Annotated in this window: 22 protein-coding genes; 7 read left to right on the top strand and 15 right to left on the bottom strand. The window is 59.6% G+C overall.

The genetic code is table 11. The features are described from left to right. Positions 1–91: 91 nt before the first annotated feature. The 7 genes from CAF63_RS27430 to CAF63_RS27400 form a co-directional block, all read right to left on the bottom strand. Positions 92–439 (bottom strand): ribonuclease E inhibitor RraB, encoded by a 348-nt coding sequence (locus tag CAF63_RS27430; protein WP_007959978.1) that lies wholly within the window; start codon positions 437–439, stop codon positions 92–94. Positions 440–649: 210 nt separating this feature from the next. After that, positions 650–883 carry a hypothetical protein gene (locus tag CAF63_RS27425; protein WP_085690506.1) on the bottom strand — a complete coding sequence of 78 codons (234 nt, stop codon included), beginning with the start codon at positions 881–883 and terminating at the stop codon, positions 650–652. A 216-nt stretch (positions 884–1,099) separates the two neighbouring features. Further along, complete coding sequence (speE, locus tag CAF63_RS27420; protein ID WP_085690505.1) at positions 1,100–1,975, bottom strand: polyamine aminopropyltransferase; 876 nt, start codon at positions 1,973–1,975, stop codon at positions 1,100–1,102. 253 nt (positions 1,976–2,228) lie between these two features. After that, a complete protein-coding gene (locus CAF63_RS27415) occupies positions 2,229–2,420 on the bottom strand; it encodes a PLDc N-terminal domain-containing protein (RefSeq protein WP_007959984.1) in 192 nt (63 codons plus the stop codon). Between the two features lie 71 nt (positions 2,421–2,491). Continuing rightward, a complete protein-coding gene (locus tag CAF63_RS27410) occupies positions 2,492–3,022 on the bottom strand; it encodes a hypothetical protein (protein WP_085690504.1) in 531 nt (176 codons plus the stop codon). Positions 3,023–3,112: 90 nt separating this feature from the next. Continuing rightward, on the bottom strand, positions 3,113–3,631 hold the full coding sequence (locus CAF63_RS27405) for an ankyrin repeat domain-containing protein (RefSeq protein WP_085690503.1): 519 nt from the start codon (positions 3,629–3,631) through the stop codon (positions 3,113–3,115). 97 nt (positions 3,632–3,728) lie between these two features. After that, on the bottom strand, positions 3,729–5,567 hold the full coding sequence (locus CAF63_RS27400) for a long-chain-acyl-CoA synthetase (RefSeq protein WP_085690502.1): 1,839 nt from the start codon (positions 5,565–5,567) through the stop codon (positions 3,729–3,731). A gap of 388 nt (positions 5,568–5,955) precedes the next feature. On the opposite strand from CAF63_RS27400, the gene CAF63_RS27395 reads away from it, so the two are divergent. Continuing rightward, positions 5,956–6,234, top strand: coding sequence for a DUF3509 domain-containing protein (locus CAF63_RS27395; protein WP_085690501.1), 279 nt, complete (start codon positions 5,956–5,958; stop codon positions 6,232–6,234). A 130-nt stretch (positions 6,235–6,364) separates the two neighbouring features. Here the strand turns inward: CAF63_RS27395 and mtnC are convergent, their stop codons facing one another. The 5 genes from mtnC to aroC form a co-directional block, all read right to left on the bottom strand. Then, a complete protein-coding gene (gene mtnC / locus CAF63_RS27390) occupies positions 6,365–7,048 on the bottom strand; it encodes an acireductone synthase (RefSeq protein ID WP_085690500.1) in 684 nt (227 codons plus the stop codon). A 4-nt stretch (positions 7,049–7,052) separates the two neighbouring features. Continuing rightward, entirely contained in the window at positions 7,053–7,598 is a 546-nt protein-coding gene (locus CAF63_RS27385) for an acireductone dioxygenase (protein ID WP_039770173.1), read from the bottom strand. A 91-nt stretch (positions 7,599–7,689) separates the two neighbouring features. Beyond that, complete coding sequence (locus CAF63_RS27380) at positions 7,690–8,316, bottom strand: methylthioribulose 1-phosphate dehydratase (protein ID WP_085690499.1); 627 nt, start codon at positions 8,314–8,316, stop codon at positions 7,690–7,692. Further along, positions 8,300–9,457, bottom strand: a complete 1,158-nt coding sequence (locus CAF63_RS27375; protein WP_085690498.1) for an MFS transporter — start codon at positions 9,455–9,457, stop codon at positions 8,300–8,302. The genes CAF63_RS27380 and CAF63_RS27375 overlap by 17 nt, the downstream gene beginning before the upstream one ends. Before the next feature lie 31 nt (positions 9,458–9,488). Continuing rightward, on the bottom strand, positions 9,489–10,580 hold the full coding sequence (gene aroC / locus CAF63_RS27370) for a chorismate synthase (RefSeq protein ID WP_085690497.1): 1,092 nt from the start codon (positions 10,578–10,580) through the stop codon (positions 9,489–9,491). A gap of 130 nt (positions 10,581–10,710) precedes the next feature. On the opposite strand from aroC, the gene CAF63_RS27365 reads away from it, so the two are divergent. Both CAF63_RS27365 and CAF63_RS27360 read left to right on the top strand, forming a co-directional pair. Further along, the gene (locus CAF63_RS27365) at positions 10,711–11,664 is read left to right on the top strand and encodes an alpha/beta hydrolase (RefSeq protein WP_085690496.1); all 954 of its coding nucleotides are present in this window, start codon (positions 10,711–10,713) and stop codon (positions 11,662–11,664) included. Between the two features lie 97 nt (positions 11,665–11,761). Beyond that, on the top strand, positions 11,762–12,553 hold the full coding sequence (locus CAF63_RS27360; RefSeq protein WP_085649374.1) for a hypothetical protein: 792 nt from the start codon (positions 11,762–11,764) through the stop codon (positions 12,551–12,553). 138 nt (positions 12,554–12,691) lie between these two features. Here the strand turns inward: CAF63_RS27360 and prmB are convergent, their stop codons facing one another. Further along, positions 12,692–13,600 (bottom strand): 50S ribosomal protein L3 N(5)-glutamine methyltransferase, encoded by a 909-nt coding sequence (gene prmB / locus CAF63_RS27355; RefSeq protein WP_085690495.1) that lies wholly within the window; start codon positions 13,598–13,600, stop codon positions 12,692–12,694. A gap of 239 nt (positions 13,601–13,839) precedes the next feature. On the opposite strand from prmB, the gene CAF63_RS27350 reads away from it, so the two are divergent. The 3 genes from CAF63_RS27350 (at position 13,840) to CAF63_RS27340 (ending at position 15,513) form a co-directional block, all read left to right on the top strand. Further along, complete coding sequence (locus CAF63_RS27350) at positions 13,840–14,430, top strand: cysteine hydrolase family protein (protein WP_085690494.1); 591 nt, start codon at positions 13,840–13,842, stop codon at positions 14,428–14,430. Between the two features lie 131 nt (positions 14,431–14,561). Next, positions 14,562–14,882, top strand: coding sequence for a hypothetical protein (locus CAF63_RS27345; RefSeq protein WP_007960009.1), 321 nt, complete (start codon positions 14,562–14,564; stop codon positions 14,880–14,882). A gap of 73 nt (positions 14,883–14,955) precedes the next feature. Continuing rightward, positions 14,956–15,513 (top strand): Smr/MutS family protein, encoded by a 558-nt coding sequence (locus tag CAF63_RS27340; protein WP_085690493.1) that lies wholly within the window; start codon positions 14,956–14,958, stop codon positions 15,511–15,513. 470 nt (positions 15,514–15,983) lie between these two features. Here CAF63_RS27340 and CAF63_RS27335 read toward each other — a convergent pair whose 3' ends face one another. Then, the gene (locus tag CAF63_RS27335; protein WP_085690492.1) at positions 15,984–16,865 is read right to left on the bottom strand and encodes an alpha/beta fold hydrolase; all 882 of its coding nucleotides are present in this window, start codon (positions 16,863–16,865) and stop codon (positions 15,984–15,986) included. A 130-nt stretch (positions 16,866–16,995) separates the two neighbouring features. Between CAF63_RS27335 and CAF63_RS27330 the strand changes: the two genes are divergently transcribed. Next, entirely contained in the window at positions 16,996–17,580 is a 585-nt protein-coding gene (locus CAF63_RS27330; protein ID WP_085690491.1) for a CGNR zinc finger domain-containing protein, read from the top strand. A gap of 19 nt (positions 17,581–17,599) precedes the next feature. Here CAF63_RS27330 and CAF63_RS27325 read toward each other — a convergent pair whose 3' ends face one another. Then, a complete protein-coding gene (locus CAF63_RS27325; RefSeq protein WP_085690490.1) occupies positions 17,600–18,520 on the bottom strand; it encodes an aromatic alcohol reductase in 921 nt (306 codons plus the stop codon). Positions 18,521–18,587 lie beyond the last annotated feature (67 nt).

Raw genomic sequence — 18,587 nt, 5'->3', positions numbered from 1 at the left:
GTTTCAGGGTTTTGCCACAGGTTGTTCAAGAGGCAGAAACGACAACGGCCGACCCGAAGGTCAGCCGTTGCTCGACGTGTTGCGAGAGTGATCAGTTCAAACGGTGCCGGTTGCGGATCTCCTGTTTCACGCCCCAGCCTTCGATGATGCCGCCCAAGGGCTCGACCACCGCCGAAAAGCCCTGCTCGAAATCGCCAATGTCGTCGTAGGTTGCGTACATCACCTTGCTCAATTCCAGCGACCAGGCGCCGTCGTCGCGCGCACTGACCTGGGCATTGATGGATTCACCGCGAAACTTGCCTGCCGCCCTGCGTGCCCGCTCCTCGTCCGGGAAAATGGCGTAGAACTCGATGGGATGGAATCGGGAAAAATCGAAACCGCCTTCTTTCATGCGGCGCAGCACGCTGCTGCTGATGTCTTCTTGATAGGCTGTGCTCATGAATCGTCTCCCTCGCATAGATGGATAGACTTTCCGTATTCCCTGCACCGGTCCCTACTGCGTCCGGCACTGTGGCAACCGCGTTGCCGACGGGAAACAAGCATGTAGCTGACAAGACCAGACCTTAGCGATCCGTTCGCTGATCTCGCTTGCAGAGTAGCCCCAATATAGAGCCGCTGCCAAGGCCTGGTGAGCAATGTAAAGGAAGTTTCAGATTGGGGTGATGCTGCGGATTTCGATGCTGTGCTGGGTTTTCAGGCTTTTTACGCCGGCATCGGCGGTGCGCCCTTCCAGATCGTTCAGGTCAAGCTCGGCGGCGACCGGCAACAATCGTTCCTTGATGAGGCGGGCTGCCCGTTCGTGACTGGGGCATTCCTCGCACTCGAAGACTTCGTCGATCGTTTCACCATGATCGTCCACGAAAGTGACTTTCCACTTTGACATCGGAGCCTCCTCGATCAAACCCGCATGTGGGCTTACACCTATCTCGACTTTTGTCAGGATTGATCGTTCAAAAGGTTTACATCCGCCGAACATGAAAAAAAAGCTATCCATGTGGGAGCGGGCTTGCTCGCGAAAGCGAACGACCAGTCAACTCTACGTTGAATGATAAGACGCCTTCGCGAGCAAGCCCGCTCCCACAGGGGTTTTACGGTGCTTTTAGTCGTTGCTTGGCTTGTTCACCGCTTGCAGCACGTATTGCGGCAAGGCGAAGGCGCCAATGTGGATTTCCGGGTTGTAGTAGCGGGTGACGATGCCGCTGCCGATGAAGCGCTGTTGCAGGGTTTCGCGGCTCAGCTTGCGGTAGGCCGGGTTGGTCGAGCCCCAGGCGAAAGTCATCGAACCGCCGATGTAGGTCGGCACGGCCGCCTGATAGAAGTGCCAGTCCGGGAACAGGCTGCGCAGGCGGCCGGCGGTGGTTTTCACTTCTTCGATCTGCATGAACGGCGTGCCGTTCTGGGTCACGAGGATGCCGCCCTCGTTCAGGCAGCGGTGGCAGGCCTGGTAGAAGTTTTCCGAGAACAGCACTTCGCCCGGGCCGATCGGGTCGGTGGAGTCGGAAATGATCACGTCGAATTTTTCGGTGGTGGTGGCAACGAAGCGCATGCCGTCGTCGATTACCAGGTTCAGGCGTGGATCGTCGTAGGCGCCCTTGGAGTGGTTTGGCAGGAACTCCTTGCACATGTCGACCACGGTGCCGTCGATCTCGACCATGGTGATGTGCTCGACGCTGGCGTGTTTGGTCACTTCGCGCAGCATGCCGCCGTCGCCGCCGCCGATGATCAGCACGCGCTTGGCGGTGCCGTGGGCGAGGATCGGCACGTGGGTGAGCATTTCGTGGTAGATGAATTCATCGGCTTCGGTGGTCTGGATCACGCCGTCCAGCGCCATCACCCGGCCCATGCGCGGGTTCTGGAAAATCACCAGGTGCTGGTGTTCGGTGCGCACTTCGTGCAGCAGTTTTTCCATACGAAAACGCTGGCCGTAGCCTTCGTAGAGGGTTTCCAGGTATTCGCTGGTCTTGGTGACGGTCATGGTGAAGTGCTCCGATGAATGCGCGGGCGCCAATCGTCAGGTTCGATTGCCCGGGAAAGGCGCGCATTCTACGTTGCCGAAGATGACAGGTCGAACCTTCCGCTGACAGACGACATTTTGAAGCCGCAGAAAGGCAAATGTGGGAGCGAGCTTGCTCGCGAAGAGGCCATCCGACTCAACACATTTGCTGAATGAAAAATCGCCTTCGCGAGCAAACTCGCCCCCACAGGAAAGAACCTGTTCAGTTGTGAAACTAGATCCGCACATTGCCCCGCGGGCCGGCAATCGCCCAGATGATCAGGCCCAGCACCGGCAGGAGGATGATCAGCAGCACCCAGAGGATTTTCATCCCGGTCTCGGCGCCGCTTTTCAGCACATTGATGATCGCCCAGATGTCGAGCGCAAGAATGATCAGGCCGACCAGGCCATTGAACGTGGAACCCATGGTGTCGCTCCAGAATAGTGGCTTGCACTTTTAGGATAGACGGTCGCGCACAGGGTTCCCTTTTATTGCGTTCAGACGTGAACGGCGACTTTCAGGGCTTCCAGCGACGGCGCGGCAGCGATGCCGGTTTCGGCGCATAGCTCCAGCACTCGCGGCACGTCGTTGCCGTAGACCAGCACCACCTGCAGCTCGTCGTCGAGCAACTGGCTGAAGTTCATCAGCGTGTAACCGCCGTTTTCCTTGTTCAGGCTGCTCATCTGCACTTGGATGCGGTTGAGCGCGGTCAGCGCCTCGGTCCTGGCCAGTTGTTTGGGCTTGAGGTTGAACTCGACGCCCGGGCCGAACGACGCAACGATCTGCGCGAACAGGTCAACGTAGGTGTCGGCCTGGAACAGCACGGTTTCCGGCAGGCTGCCGACCACCACCCACTCGCCCAGCGGAATCGGGAAAGTGTCGTCGTAGTTGATGTCCGGATTGGCGGTCAGAAAAGCGTCGGCATCGGCGTAGGCCTGCGCCGCTTCGTCAGCGACCTTCAGGATCTCGTCTTCGCCCATGCAGCCGGAGCTGATTTTGCTGATGAGTTCGGCGAGTGCGGCTTTCATGGGGGCGGATCCTGTGGCGAAGAGAATTTTGAGGGCGCGAAGGATAGCGCATTCTCGCCTTCGCCACAGAGCGGGTTCCGGCCAGCGGCGTCAGCCCAGCAGTTTTTCCAGCTGCGCGGTGGTGTCCACAGCGCCCATGGTGCGGGCCGCGTCCAGCGCGGTGATGCCGTTGGCATCCTTGGCTTTCGGATCGGCGCCCTGATCGATCAGGAAGTCGACGATTTCAACCCGGTTGAACATCGCCGCCATCATCAGCGCCGTGCGGCCATCGAAGGAGGCGCCTTCAATCTGCGCCCCGCCCTCGACCAGGGCCTTGACCACGGCCAGATCGCCCTTGAACGCCGCGCCGGCAATCGGGCTCTGGCCGTTGCCGTTGCGTTGTTCCGGGTCGGCCTTGTGCTTGAGCAGCACTTGCACCGCGTCCACATGCCCGTAGTAACTGGCGAGCATCAGCAGGGTGTCGCCCTTGCTGTTGGTCAGGTTCACCGGCAGACCGGCAGTGATCAGGCGATCCAGCATCACCGCATCGCCCTCGCGCGCCTTGTTGAATACCTGCTCGGTGAATTCGGCAGCTTCTTCGGGGGTCATCTGGCGGCTTTGGTCGGACATGAGGCAACTCCACTTTCGGTCAATCGGAAAACCGCTAGTTTCCCGAGCGCGGCGATAGCTGTCATCCCCTTTTTTCCAAGACTGCCGATAGCCAATATCAATAACGGAACTTGCCTGCCCGGATGTCCGCAAGGATTTCATCCGTGACCTGCACGTAGGTTTCGGTTCCCGGCAGCCAGGCATAAATCGGGTCATCGCCCGTCAAGCCGGGGTCGAAGCCTTCGTTTTTCAGGCGGGTCTTCTGGTATTTGAAGGTCCCGGTGGTTTCCATCTTCACCTTGACCCGCAAGAACAACGGCACCGCATAGGCCGGCATGCACTGGCGGGCGAAGGCCAGCAGCCCGGCGAAATCCAGGGTCGCCAGGGACTCGGCCGGGGTGATCGCCGCCATCCCGGCGCGCCCGTTGGTGTTGGGGATTTCCACGCCATAGGCCACCGCTTCGGAAATATGCGGATGCTGAAGCAGCAGATTTTCGACCTCGGTGGTCGAGACGTTCTCGCCCTTCCAGCGATAGGTGTCGCCGAGGCGGTCGACAAACTGTGCGTGACCGAAACCGATATTGCGCAGCAGATCGCCGGTGTTGAAGAAGCGATCGCCCTTGGTGAACACGTCCTGCAGCACGACCTTGGCGGTTTTCTGCGGATCGGTGTAGCCGTCCAGCGGCGCCTTGTCGTCGATCCGCGCCAGCAACAGGCCTCGCTCGCCCCGGCCGACCTTGCGCATGAACCCGTCAGCGCCGCGAATCGGTTCGCCGCTGTCCTGGTCATAGGCGACCAGCTCCCAGGCCATCAGCGAGAAACCGATAGTGTTGTCGAAATTGAGGATGTTGGTGAAGCCGATATTGCCGTCGCTGGCGGCGTACAGCTCGCAGATGTGATCCACGCCGAAGCGGGTCTTGAACTCGGCCCACGCACCGGGCCGCAAACCATTGCCGATCATCTTGCGCACGTCATGACGACTGTCGTCGGCGCTGAGCGGCTGATCCACCAGATACCGGCACAACTCGCCGACGTAGCCGATGGTGGTTGCGCGGTAGCGGCGCACGTCGCTCCAGAACTGCCGGGCGCTGAACTTGCGGCGTATCGCGAAACCCGACGCGCCATTGACCGCCGAACCCCAGCACACGCAAAGCCCGGTGGCGTGGTACAGCGGCAAGGTGCAATAGACGATGTCGTCGGGGCGCATGTCGAGGGCGATCATGCCGAAGCTCGCCGAACTGCGCATCCAGCGTCCGTGCTTGAACACCCCGGCCTTGGGCAAACCGGTGGTGCCGGAAGTGTAGATATAGAAACAGGGATCATCGAAGAAAATCTGCCGGCTGCTGGCCGGGTTGTCGCCCGAAGCGTCGGCACTGGCGCTGATCAGGTTGATATAGCCCTCAGGCGCGATGCCCGGATGGGTGAAGGTATCCTGATCGGCGACGAACCAGGCGCGCGCTGTCGGGATCGACACTTGCTCGCGTACCGCCGCAAATGCCGGCAGCAATTCTTCACCGACGACAATCGCCGCCGGTGTCACCAGATTGATGCTGTGGATCAGCGTATCGCGGGTCTGCGAGGTATTGAGCAGCGCACTGACGGCGCCCACTTTGGCCAGGGCCAGAATCGTCACCAGCAATTCCGGGCGGTTCTCGATGAACACCGCCACCACATCGCCTTTGCCGATGCCCTGCCCGATCAGATAGTGGGCGATGCGGTTGGCCCACTGGTTGACCTGTGAATAACTCAGCACCACCTCGCCCGACAGCAGCGCGGGGCCCTCGGGATTGCGCAGGGTCGCTTGCTCGAATGTCCAGCCCAGGCCACAGGTTTGGGTCGGATCCTTGACGTTGGCCACCTTCATGCCTTTCACCACCCGGGGGATGGCTTTGGCAATCATCGGTAGTTTGCGGAGCATCATGCCCCAGGTAATTGTGTCGCTCGGCGCGTGGCGCATGGCAGCTCCCGTTCGACCTTGACGTGCAGGCCGGATTTTTATTGTCGGGCAATCGGGTGACGCAACCGGCGCTTCTTGCGCGAGGGTCGAGGCCGAAAATACGTCAGGGCTTCGCGGGCTGTACACGCGGTTTTTGCAATGTTTTGTATCCGCCAGCGTTACTAGACGAAGCGGGATTGCAGCCGGCTCGATTGGTTCCATCGGATCGACAGCGATCCCGCAAAATGCAGGATGCACGATGGCTATTCATGCAGATTGCACGACAGATGAAATAAGCCATGTTTTTAAGTTATTGATTTATAACGATTTTTAAAAAAATAAATACTGGCACAATCGCTGCAACTCCCTACGCATGCTTGCCATTCAAGTGCATACGGAGCTGAAAGACATGAGCCTGATCCAAGAAAAATTTACCTCCCTGTTCTCCAACTTCGCCGTCACCACCGCACCACGTCCCGATGGCGGGATTTTGCTGACGCTGAAGAGTGCCGACGGCAAAGTGTTCAAACGCGCGCTGACCTATCAGCAATTGCACGCCGCCGACCAACTGTCGTGGGCGATCAGCGCGATCCGTCGTGATCTGGCGGAACAAGCCAGCGAACTGCCGCAAATCGGCATGCTGCAAAGTCAGCAGCGTTTTGCCCTGCCGACCTATCACTCGATGTAATTTCATACCCGCACAAACGTGTGGGAGCCAGCCTGCTGGCGATAGCGGTGTACCAGGCAAAATCTATTTGACTGAACTACCGCCATCGCCAGCAGGCTGGCTCCCACATTTGTTTTCCTGAAAAGAAGGTTCAGAACGCTTCCGGTTCGATCCCGGTGAAGCTGTCAACGGTCACATGCCCTGCCAGTTCCCCGCCTTCACGGGCCAGCCCGCAGGTTTGCAGGCCGGCGGCCTGGGCGGCATCGAGTTCCTGCACGATATCGGACAGGAACAGGATCTCCTGCGGTTCGACACCGATGACCTGCTGGATGTTGCTGTACGACTGCGCTTCGCGCTTCGGGCCGGACGTGGTGTCGAAATAACCGCTGAACAGCGGCGTCAAATCCCCTGCTTCCGAGCAACCAAAAATCAGCTTCTGCGCCTGAATCGAACCGGACGAATAAACAAACAGTTGATAACCGGCCTGATGCCAGCGCTGGAGCGCTTCAACAGCGTCCGGATAAACATGGCCTTTCAACTGCCCGGCCTGATAACCCTGTTCCCAGACCATACCCTGCAACGCTTTCAGCGGCGTGGCTTTGCGGTCTTCGGCGATCCAGGCCAGCAGAATGTCCACGACCCGCTCGACGTCAGCCTGCGGTTCGCTGCTGTCGCGGCGCACGGCGTCCAGTTGCTCGGCAACGTCAGCGCGCCGGGCGTTCTGGCGAACGAAGTCCGGCAGATGTTTCGCTGCGTACGGGAACAGCACGTCGAACACAAAACTCACCGCGCTGGTGGTGCCTTCGATGTCGGTGAGAATGACCTTGATCGACATCGGCTCAGTCCTCCAGACGCGGGAAGCGGCCGGCAATGTCTTCGCCGGTGAAATTGGCGACCCAGCCTTCAGGGTTGTTGAACAGACGGATCGCCACAAAATGTGGGTTCTCACCCATGTCGAACCAGTGTTTGGTGCCGGCTGGCACCGAAATCAGGTCGTTCTTTTCGCACAGCACCGCGTATACGTAATCGTCGATGTGCAGGGTAAACAGGCCACGACCGGCGACGAAAAAGCGTACTTCGTCTTCGCCATGGCGATGCTCTTCAAGGAACTTGGCGCGCAATTCGGCTTTTTGCGGGTGATCGCTGTTGAGGCTGATCACATCGACCGTGATGTAACCGCGCTCGGTCATCAGTTTGTCGATCTGTTCTTTATAGGCACCGATCACTTCTTCCTGGCTGGCGCCGGGCTGGATCTTCGCGGCGGCTTGCCAGCGGTCGAAGCGCACGCCCTGCTCAGCCAGGGTCGAGGCGATGTCTTCGAAATGGGTCAGCACCTTGTTCGGAATCTCGGGGCTGGAAACGTGATAGACGGACAGGCTGCTCATGGGGCATTCCTCGGTATCGGCCTTGCCGTCCGGTTCTTTCAGACCGGTCGGGCACTGCATTCATCAGGCAAATGGGCTGGTTCTGGTGAAGTCAGCCTTGGCGGTTCATGACGCTGCGGGTCTTCAACTCGCATTCAAACAGGAATTCAAAGGCCTCGATCTGGCGCAGCGCATCGCTCATCTGCGCGCCCCAGGTGTAGAGGCCGTGGCCGCGAATCAGATAACCGACGCAATCGGGATGGGCGTCGAGCCAAGGCTGCACCTTGGCGGCGAGGCGCGCAATGTTCTGATCGTTGTCGAAGATCGGCACCCGCACCCGGGATTCGTGGGTCGAGATGCCGCTGAAGGCTTTTTGCAGTTCGTAGTCTTCGAACTCGATGAAGTCTTGCGGTGTCAGGCGCGACAGCACCGTGGCGTTCACCGAGTGGGTGTGTAACACGGCGCCGATTTCCGGACGCCAGCTGTAGAGCTGGGTGTGCAACAGGGTTTCGGCGGACGGTTTTTTGCCCGGTTCCAGGCTGTTGCCGGACAGGTCGGTGGCGAGCACGTCGTCCAGGCCCAGCTGGCCCTTGTGCTTGCCGGACACGGTCAGCAGCGCTTCGCTCGGCGACAGGCGCGTCGAGTAATTGCTGCTGGTGGCCGGCGACCAGCCGCGACCATAAAGAAAACGCCCGGCGTCGACAATTTGCTGGGCAAGCTGTTCACGGGTAAGGCTCATGGCCTGTCCTCTGCATTCGAATGGCAATGATAACGGCAGCGGCGAGCGCTGCGAGACTGGCAATACTAAAGGTCAATGTCGCGCCGAGGGCATTCCAGCTGTATCCGGAATACAACGCGCCGAGCGCACCGCCGGTGCCGGCCAGCGCGGCATACAACGCCTGGCCCTGCCCTTGCTGGCGCGCGCCGAAGCTACGTTGCACGAACGCGATGGCAGCCGCATGAAAGCTGCCAAACGTCGCCGCGTGCAGCACCTGGGCAAACAACAGGACCCACAGGAACTCGGCGAACGAACCTAGCAGCAACCAGCGCAGCGCCGCCAGCAGAAAACTCGCCATCAGCACCCGCCGCAGGGAAAAACGCGCGAGGATCCGGCTCATGGCCATGAACATCAGCACTTCCGCCACCACGCCGACCGCCCAGAGCATGCCGATCACGCCACGGCTGTAGCCAAGTAGCTCAAGGTGCAGGGTCAAAAACGTGTAATACGGGCCGTGGCTCATCTGCATCAGCGCCACGCAACCGTAGAACGCCAGCACCCCGGGATTGCGCAATTGCTTTAGAAAGCCATCCCCCGTCGGACGGTTGCCCTGAGGCGGCTGCGCGTTCGGCACCCACAAGCTGCTGAGCACGATGCCGGCCATGATCAACACCAGCGCCGCCGGGTAGATGTCGAGGCTGAGCCATTCGAACAGGCGACCGAGGGCGACCACGGTGATGATGAAACCGATCGAGCCCCAGAGCCGAATCTGACTATAGCGGGAGGTCTGGCCCTGCAAATGCGCCAGGGTGATGACTTCGAACTGCGGCAACACCGCGTGCCAGAAGAACGCATGCAAGGCCATGACCATCGCCAGCCAGGTGTAGGTCTTGCTGACGAAAATCAGCGAGAACGTCAGCAGCGTACACACCGCGCCAAAGCGCACGATGGCCAGGCGTCTGCCGGTGTAATCGCCGAGCCAGCCCCAGATGTTCGGCGCTACACAGCGCATCAGCATCGGAATCGCCACCAGCTCACCGATGCGCGCCGCACTGAATCCGAGATGATCGAAGTACAGCGCCAGAAACGGCGCCGTCGGACCGAGCAAGGCGAAATAGAACAGATAGAAACTGGACAGCCGCCAGTACGGGAGCGCCGCCACGGTCAGACCGCGGCGGCTTTGAGATCACCCATCAAAGCTGACCCAGCACCGGGGTGCTGACGCGCACGTCGGCGTTCTGACCACGGTGACGCAGCAGGTGATCCATCAGCACGATGGCCATCATCGCCTCGGCAATCGGCGTGGCGCGGATGCCGACGCACGGATCGTGACGGCCCTTGGTAATCACTTCGACCGGATTGCCGTCGATGTCGATCGAGCGGCCCGGGGTGGTGATACTCGAGGTCGGTTTCAACGCCAGGTGCGCGACGATCGGCTGACCCGAAGAGATCCCGCCGAGGATGCCGCCGGCGTTGTTGCTGAGGAAACCTTCCGGGGTCAGTTCGTCACGGTGTTCGGTGCCGCGCTGGGCGACGCAGGCGAAACCGGCGCCGATTTCCACGCCTTTGACCGCGTTGATGCTCATCAGCGCGTGGGCCAGTTCAGCGTCGAGACGGTCGAAGATCGGCTCACCCAAGCCCGGCATCACGCCTTCGGCAACCACGGTGATCTTCGCCCCGACGGAGTCTTGATCGCGTCGCAACTGGTCCATGTAGGCTTCCAGCTCCGGCACTTTGTCCGGGTCTGGGCTGAAGAAGGCATTCTTCTCGACCGATTCCCAGGTCTTGAACGGGATTTCGATCGGACCGAGCTGACTCATGTAGCCACGAATGACGATGCCCTGGCTGGCCAGGTACTTCTTGGCGATGGCGCCGGCCGCGACGCGCATGGCGGTTTCCCGCGCGGAGCTGCGACCGCCGCCACGATAATCGCGCTCGCCGTATTTGTGGTGGTAGGTGTAGTCGGCGTGGGCCGGGCGGAACAGGTCCTTGATCGCCGAGTAGTCCTTGGACTTCTGGTCGGTATTGCGGATCAGCAGGCCGATGGAGCAGCCGGTGGTGCGACCTTCAAACACGCCAGAAAGGATTTCGACTTCGTCGGCTTCCTGGCGCTGGGTGGTGTGGCGGCTGGTGCCCGGCTTGCGACGGTCGAGATCGCGTTGCAGGTCCTCAAGGGAAATCTCCAGGCCCGGCGGGCAGCCGTCGACAATGGCGACCAACGCCGGACCATGGCTTTCGCCCGCGGTGGTGACAGTGAACAGCTTGCCGTAGGTATTGCCGGACATGCAGGACGCTCCGTGAAATCGAACCCAAATTCGTGATGCGCGCCAGTATACGCAGGCTAACCGAGTAGTTCATCCTCGAACCTTAGCGGTGTGGGTGAGTCCAACCGGCACCTTGGCAAATGATGGCGTGATGATGCTGCGAGTTTTGATCTTGAGCCTTTCCCTGTTTACCGGCTTCGTCCAGGCGACTGTCCTGCAACGACCGGTCACATTGACCACCGACAACGGCGAACTTTTCGGCTCGCTGTTGCTGCCGAAATCCGACAACCCCGTGCCGGTTGTCCTGATCCTTTCTGGCTCGGGTCCTACGGATCGTGACGGAAACAACCCCGATGGCGGGCGCAATGACAGCCTCAAGCGACTGGCCTGGGTGCTGGCCAAACACAATGTCGCCAGTGTGCGTTTCGACAAGCGCGGTGTGGCTGCCAGCCTGGCGGCAACTCCGGACGAGCGAAACCTGTCGGTGGAAGCCTACGTGGCGGATGCCGTGGCCTGGGGTCAGAAGCTGAAAGCCGATCCGCGCTTCGGCCCGTTGATCCTGCTCGGCCACAGCGAAGGCGCGCTGATTGCCAGCCTGGCGGCGCCAAAGGTCGGCGCGGCGGCGGTCATTTCGCTGTCCGGCACGGCCCGACCGATCGATCAGGTGCTGCGTCGGCAACTGGCCCGCAGCCTCCCTCCTCCGCTGATGCTGCGCAGCAACGAACTGCTCGACAGCCTCAAGGCCGGGCGCACCGACGATAATGTGCCCGCGCCGTTGCAGGTGATTTTCCGCCCAAGTGTGCAGCCGTACCTGATTTCGTTGTTCCGTCAGGATCCGGCAGCGGCCTTCGCCCGGCTGAAAATGCCGGCGCTGATCGTGCAAGGCAGCAACGACATTCAGGTCCAGGTCGATGATGCGAAATTGCTCAAGGCCGCCAAACCAGACGCGCAACTGGCGCTGATCGAGGGCATGAACCACGTGTTGCGCATCGTGCCCAACGACGTGAAGCGGCAACTGGCCTCCTACAAGGACCCGAATTTGCCACTGGCGGCTGAGTTGGGGACACGTGTCCTTGAATTTATTGACGGACTTCGCATCCGTTAAGGTCTTTTTACCCTCTAGTCCTATGAAAAACGGCCGATAAGCCTTTGTCGCCAGCGTACTGGCTGGCGACAAGCAGCTTGGACAGGATCTCGCCGTTATGACTGATACCCAGACTTCACCCGACACCACCGCTGAAAAAGACGCACCGCCAGCGGTCGAGCTGCCATGGGCGGATGTCCACGTCGAGCACCACAAGATGCTCCGCCTGGCGCCGTTGCAGACCGACCGTAACACCGGCGGACGGCCGCTGCGCTTCGTTGAATTCGGTTACGCCGAACGCAACGGCAAAGAACACAGCCTGATGCGCATGGCGATCAAGTTGCCCGCGCAGCGGGTGCGCAAAGAGCAGAATCATCTGGACGTGTGGGTCGATCACACGACCAAACGCGTGCATTTCGGCCCGGACAGCGGTTTGCAGATCGAACCGATGAACCGTGGCATCGGCCGTTTCATGGCCGCCCAAGGCATCAACTGGGCGAAAAAACGCTGGCCCACCTACACCGTCGACGGCATGGACTTGAACAACAAGGACGCGCTGAACGAAGACACTCGCCTGCGCCGCGATCACTTTCTGCGGGTGCATGGCTTTGATGTGGTTTACGCCGATGCTCAGCATTTGAAGGGCAGCGTCAAGGAAGTGAAGGTCGGTGACCTGCTGGGTGACTGGAACAGCGAAAAGCTGCAGATCGTCGAGATTCTCGAAGCCGCGCAGATGTTGCAGCAGGCTGAGCAGAATCTGGCCGAGCAGGAAGTGAAGCTGAAGAAGCAGGAGGACAAGGTCAGCAAGTTCAAGCGGGAAGACGCCGGACTGCGTTTCACCATTACTTGTCTGGTGGCGTTTGCGGTGTTTCAGGCTGGGTTGCTGATCTGGATTGCAACCCACCGGTAAAGACTTCAGACCGAGGCGCCCCCGTCGCGGGCAAGCCACGCTCCCACAGGTTTTGTGTCGTATCCGGGTGTTGCGGTACACACGGAAACTGTGGGAGCGGGCTTGCCCCGGGCGGCGTTCCGACGATGCTTTTGACGGTCAGACGCGGGAAGAGAACAGTGCCTGATGGGCGCGGCACTGTTCGGCGGTCAGCATGAACACGCCGTGCCCGCCGCGCTCGAACTCCAGCCAGGCGAAATCGACTTCCGGGTACAGCGCCTCGACGTGTACCTGGCTGTTGCCCACCTCGACAATCAGCAAACCCTTCTCGGTCAGGTGATCCGCCGCTTCGGCGAGCATCCGGCGAACCAGGTTCAAACCGTCATCGCCGCAGGCCAGGCCCAGCTCTGGCTCGTGCTGGTATTCGTCCGGCATGTCGGCGAAATCTTCCGCATCGACGTAAGGCGGATTCGACACAATCAGGTCGAAACGTTGACCCGGCAAACCATCAAAACCATCGCCCTGCACGGTGAACACACGCTCATCGACACCATGACGCTCGATGTTCTGGTTCGCCACTTCCAGCGCTTCGAACGACAGGTCCGCCAGCACCACTTCGGCGTTCTGGAACTCGTACGCGCACGCGATGCCGATGCAGCCAGAGCCGGTGCACAGGTCGAGAATCCGCGCTGGTTCGTCACCGATCCATGGGGCAAAGCGGTTTTCGATCAGCTCGCCAATCGGCGAGCGCGGGATCAGCACGCGCTCATCGACAATGAACGACATGCCGCAGAACCAGGCTTCGCCCAGCAGGTAAGCGGTCGGAATGCGTTCTTCGATGCGACGCTTGAGCAGGCGCTGAAGATTGACCAGTTCGTCGTCTTCCAGCGCGCAATCCAGATAGCTGTCGGCGATTTCCCATGGCAGGTGCAAGGCACCGAGCACTAGCTGCCGGGCTTCGTCCCAGGCATTGTCGGTGCCATGGCCGAAAAACAGATCCTCCCCATGGAAGCGGCTGACGGCCCAACGAATGTGGTCGCGCAGGGTACGAAGTCGGGAAGTGATCACGGGGCAGAACTCCAGAAAAAACGACTGGCGATTCTACCAGCCAAAACGCGCCACGACGACGCAGGAAAAACTCCGGGCCGACGGTAGGACTCTTCCGATTTTCCCCTCGGCTATTGAACAGATCGTGTAACTTGACAAGGCTGCAGGCCAGCAACGACGGTGCCTACGATGGTAGCGATTCACAGAACCGCTCAGCCAGAGGACAATGTCGCAAAAGCCCCACCCGAAGGAGCCCCAGAATGTCCGTTCCAAAAACGATGTTTCAACTCAGCGGTCGCGGTTACGCAGCGGCCACGTTGAGCCATGCCACCGTGGTCATCATCGATGCCCAGAAAGAGTACCTCAGTGGCCCGCTGGCCCTGAGCGGCATGGACGCAGCTGTTGCGAACATCAAACAACTGGTCACAGCTGCCCGCGCAGCCGGTCGGCCGATCGTGCATGTGCGTCACCTCGGCACCGTCGGCGGTCTGTTCGACCCGCAGGGCGAACGCGGCGAGTTCATCCCCGGCCTGGAACCCCAGGGCGATGAAACCATCATCGGCAAACTGCTGCCGAGCGCCTTTCACGGCACCGAACTCTACGATCGTCTGCAAACCATTGGCTCGCTGGACCTGATCGTCTGCGGTTTCATGAGCCACTCCAGCGTCAGCACCACCGTGCGCGCGGCGAAGAACCTGGGTTTCCGCTGCACCCTGGTCGAAGACGCCTGCGCCACCCGCGATCTGCCGTTCAAGGGCCGCGTGCTTAGCGCCGAACAGGTGCAGGAAGCGGAAATGGCGATCATGGCCGACAACTTCGCCACCCTCGCGCTGACTCAGGATCTGATCTGATCGACCGTAAATGAGCGGCTCAGCCCGCCGCTCATCTGCAAAAACCTCGCATTTGCTTCAATTACCCTAGCCTCAGGAACAACCCGGTCAACTCCCGGTCGAAGGGCCGATACCCATTGAGGAAGGTCGGAATGAAGTTATCCGATGGATTTGACGCACGCCGCTTGCGGCCCAAAGGCCAAAGCAACTGGCGATTTCGATTCGGCGCGGCGATCGCGGCCATACTGGCGACGTTCGGCGTGCTGCTGGCGATGGCCGGGGCCGCCAGCCTGCTGGGGCGCCCGCCGGCGCTCGGCGACCTGAACGCAACACCGCTCGGCTCGGCGATCATTCTCGCGGTCGGCCTGCTGTTCCTGTATTTCGGCGTGGCCCTGTGGCGTCGTTGCCGACGTCGCGCACGGCAATCGCGGGAATTGAACATGTCCCCGCACCTGATGAAAAAACACGATTGATCGACGGCCTGGCTTTTTGCCGGGCCGTTTTGTGTCTGTTTGGGTAAACTGGCCGCCCTTCGCGGAGGCTGACATGCAAGACGACGATTTTTCCCTGTTCAAAAGTGCGATACAAGGCGTCAAGCCGATCAAGCACGACCGCGCCGACACCGGCAAACCCAAGGCTGACCGTGCGCAGATCGCCAAGCTGCGCCAGTCCGCCACCGTGCGCACCGACACCACCACCGTTGACGGCTTGTCCGATCAGTTCGTGATCGACGTCGGTCCTGAAGACGAGTTGATGTGGGCCCGCGACGGGGTGCAGGAAAGCCAGATGCGCAAGCTCAAGGTCGGGCAGATCCCGTTCGAAGGCAGCCTCGATCTGCACGGCATGAGCGTGGAAAAGGCTCGCGAAACCCTTTGGGCCTTTCTCGCCGAAGCGACCAAATTCGAAATCCGCTGCGTGCGCGTCACCCACGGCAAGGCTGTGCGTCTGGACGGCAAGCGGCCGATGATCAAAAGCCACGTCAACACCTGGCTGCGCCAGCATGCGCAAGTGCTGGGTTTTTGCTCGTGCCAGGCGAAACACGGCGGCGCCGGCGCGGTTTACGTGATGCTCAAACGCACCATGATGGAAGGCCGCGACGAATAATCCCGTTACACCGAACTTGCAGGGTCGTGTCCGCCACCGTACCCTTGCCCTTTGCGAAAATCCCCACAGGTAGTTTCATGTCCCTGGAACAGAATTACACCGCCATGTTTAGGGAGTGGGAGTAGGTTCTCAGTGGCAATGAAATCAGGGGCTTAGCACCGAGAAAAACTCAGACTTTCGTGCTAAAACGCAGTCATTGGTACAGAAATTGGTACGGGATTTATATCCCAAATACATCGTAAAAGCCCCGCATCGCTCGAAACGATACGGGGCTTTTTTATTGTTGAATGATGCCTTCGCCGTAAATTAAATAACGGCTGTCGGCCAAAAGCGGGCTATCGTGAAAGGCAACGATTTTACAGACCTGTCGAATTTATAGGCTCACTGCAAAACGTTTCGTTTGATCCCTAGTCGTGCATTGAAAAATTGACTGCCGACACGAACCACAGTACGCGCCGGCGGTGTACATCTCAATTGATGTGGTCGCCCACCACTTCAACAATTCGCTGAGCGATATGTTCGACGTGGGTCTCCAGCGCAAAGTGCCCCGTATCCAGCAACTCCACCACCGCATTCGGGTTATCGCGCTTGTAAGCCTCAGCCCCTGGCGGGATGAAAAATGGGTCACCCTTGCCCCAGATCGCCAGTGTCGGGACCTCCGTATCGCGGAAGAATTGCTGGAACGCCGGATACAGCTTCAGGTTGTTCTGGTAGTCGTAAAACAGGTCCAGTTGAATGTCCTTATTACCCGGCCGCTCCAGCAGCAGCGCATCCAGATAGTAAGCCTCGGGGGCAATGAGATCTGGATTGCTCACCCCTTCCACATACTGCCAGCGAGTGCCTTCCAGATGCAGGATGGCATCGTTAATCACCTGCCGATTTGCCGGCGACGGGTCTGCCCAGTATTGGCGGATCGGCGCCCAAGCTTCCCCCAGACCTTCGAGATAGGCATTGCCGTTCTGCGAAATGATCGCGCTCACCCGCTCCGGATAGGCCAGCGCCAAGCGCAGGCCGGTGGGCGCGCCGTAGTCAAAAAAGTACATTGCATAACGCTTGAGCTCTAGCACATCGACAAACTGGCGAATTGTCTCGCCGATGGCATCGAAGGTGTAACGGTAATTGCGTTGCGCCGGAACCTCGGTGAAGCCGAAACCCGGCAGATCCGGCGCGATCAGCCGGTATTTGTCCGCCAGCAGCGGGATAAGGTCACGGAACTGATGCGACGAGCTGGGGAATCCGTGCAACAGCAACAGCACCGGTGCGTCCGGAGAACCCGCTTCGCGATAGAAAACCTTAACGCCATCAGCTTCGACGGTCTTGAAAGCAACCTGGAAATTTTGAGACGTGGTCATGGCCTAGCCCTCATGTAACTTGTTAAAGTGATTTTTACTGGTTACTGGAATCTATTCTGCACATGATTTGTAACTAGTCAAATCTTTTTTATAGGTTACACTCGACGTATCGACTTCCTGGGAAACTGTAATGACCACCTCCCCCATCGAACTGCCCACACCACTGATACTTGCCGACCACCCGGCGCTGGATCTGTTGAACACTCAAATGATGGTCGACGGCCAGCGCCGTGATCTGTTGACCAGTGATGCCGATGCGGCACAGTGGCTGCAGCAGATCGGATTCGGGCCGGCGGATGAAATGGTGGTGGGTAACGGGAAATTGCTCGTCCAACTGCGCGAGTTGCGCGCATGCATTGAAGACCTTCTCGCCGCTCGCCGGGAGAATCGCGTGGCGGATACGGCGGCACTCAATGGCTTCCTGCTACTAGCTGTGCCGCAACTGGTCTGGAAGGAAGCCGGCGCCCCGCTGCTCGATCGTTTCCACCAGGCTAATGCCACCAACCAGCGCCTTGGCCGCCTGGCCTATATCGCCGCCGAGCTGCTGGCTGAAGGTGATTTCAACCTCGTGCGCAAATGCGAAAGTCCGGACTGCTCACTAATGTTTTTCGACCGCACCAAGTCGCACAAACGACGCTGGTGCAGCATGGCGCTGTGCGGAAACAGACATAAAGTCGCCGAGTTCCGCAAGCGCCGTCAGGGTGCCGCACCCTGACAGCCTAAAAGTTATAGGGTCAAAGCAAATGCTGTTCGATCCACTTTGCAACGGTGGTGGTGTTGATTCCACGTGCGGCGTTGAAGGTGCGCGCCTTATCCCAGGCAACACCTCGGCCCTGGGCAAATACAGCCCGGTATTTAAGAATTTGGTCTGTGGGTGCCGCGGCGAGGTCGGCCATGAGTGAGGGCACTGTCCATTCGATGCGCTCCACGGTTTTTTCGAGCATCCAGTCGACTGTGTCGGCCAACTGCCCGTATGTGAGAGTGTCGCCAGCGGTGTAGACCACCTGATTGATCAGCGTCGGTTCGAACAGTATGGCGGCTGTCAGCCGCCCGATATCTTCTGGGGTTGTGACCGTTACAGCGGTGTCCCAACTACCGAGGGCATGCACGGTGTTGTCGTTCAGGTCGACCACTCCGAACTTCGGATCGAACAGGAAACTTGTGAACATGCCGGTAGAAATAATCAGCCATTGGACACGGGCTTGATTGCGCAACAAATCGCGCACGTCCAATTGCTCGTCGAACAGATCCTGCGGGCTACCCCGACCGATGACGTCATAATCCACTCCGAACTGCCAGGGCACGTAGCGCTTGATGTCGGACTGCAGCGCAGCGCGAGCCAGTTTTAGTTGAGTCCCAGTACCGGCGACGAAGCCCAAGCAACTGACCAGGGTATCGAACCCGTTGAATATTGCGGCAAGCCGCTGCTCCGAGTCATTGACCACATCGCCGACTAACACTTCGATACCCAGGTTTTTCAGCGCTTCCAACGTTGGGTGTTTGATGGTGGATTCAGCGTCGAGGGCTGAGGGACGCAACATCACGCTTACATGGGCGGCCGGTCGTTCAGCCAGTTCGCGCAGGACGGCTAGGCCAAGCTCACCGGCGCCGAGGACGAGAATACGTTCGATTTTTGCGGAGGCATGCGGCTGCATCTGTATTTCCCAAAGAGTGATTGGCATTGAATGTTTTTTTATCCTGCCACCTTTGGCTACCGTTCAA

It is taken from the genome of Pseudomonas sp. B20(2017) (assembly GCF_002113125.1).
Lineage (GTDB): Bacteria > Pseudomonadota > Gammaproteobacteria > Pseudomonadales > Pseudomonadaceae > Aquipseudomonas.
The sequence above is the reverse complement of the archived record's forward strand: the minus strand, read 5'-3'. Positions and strand labels throughout refer to the sequence as shown.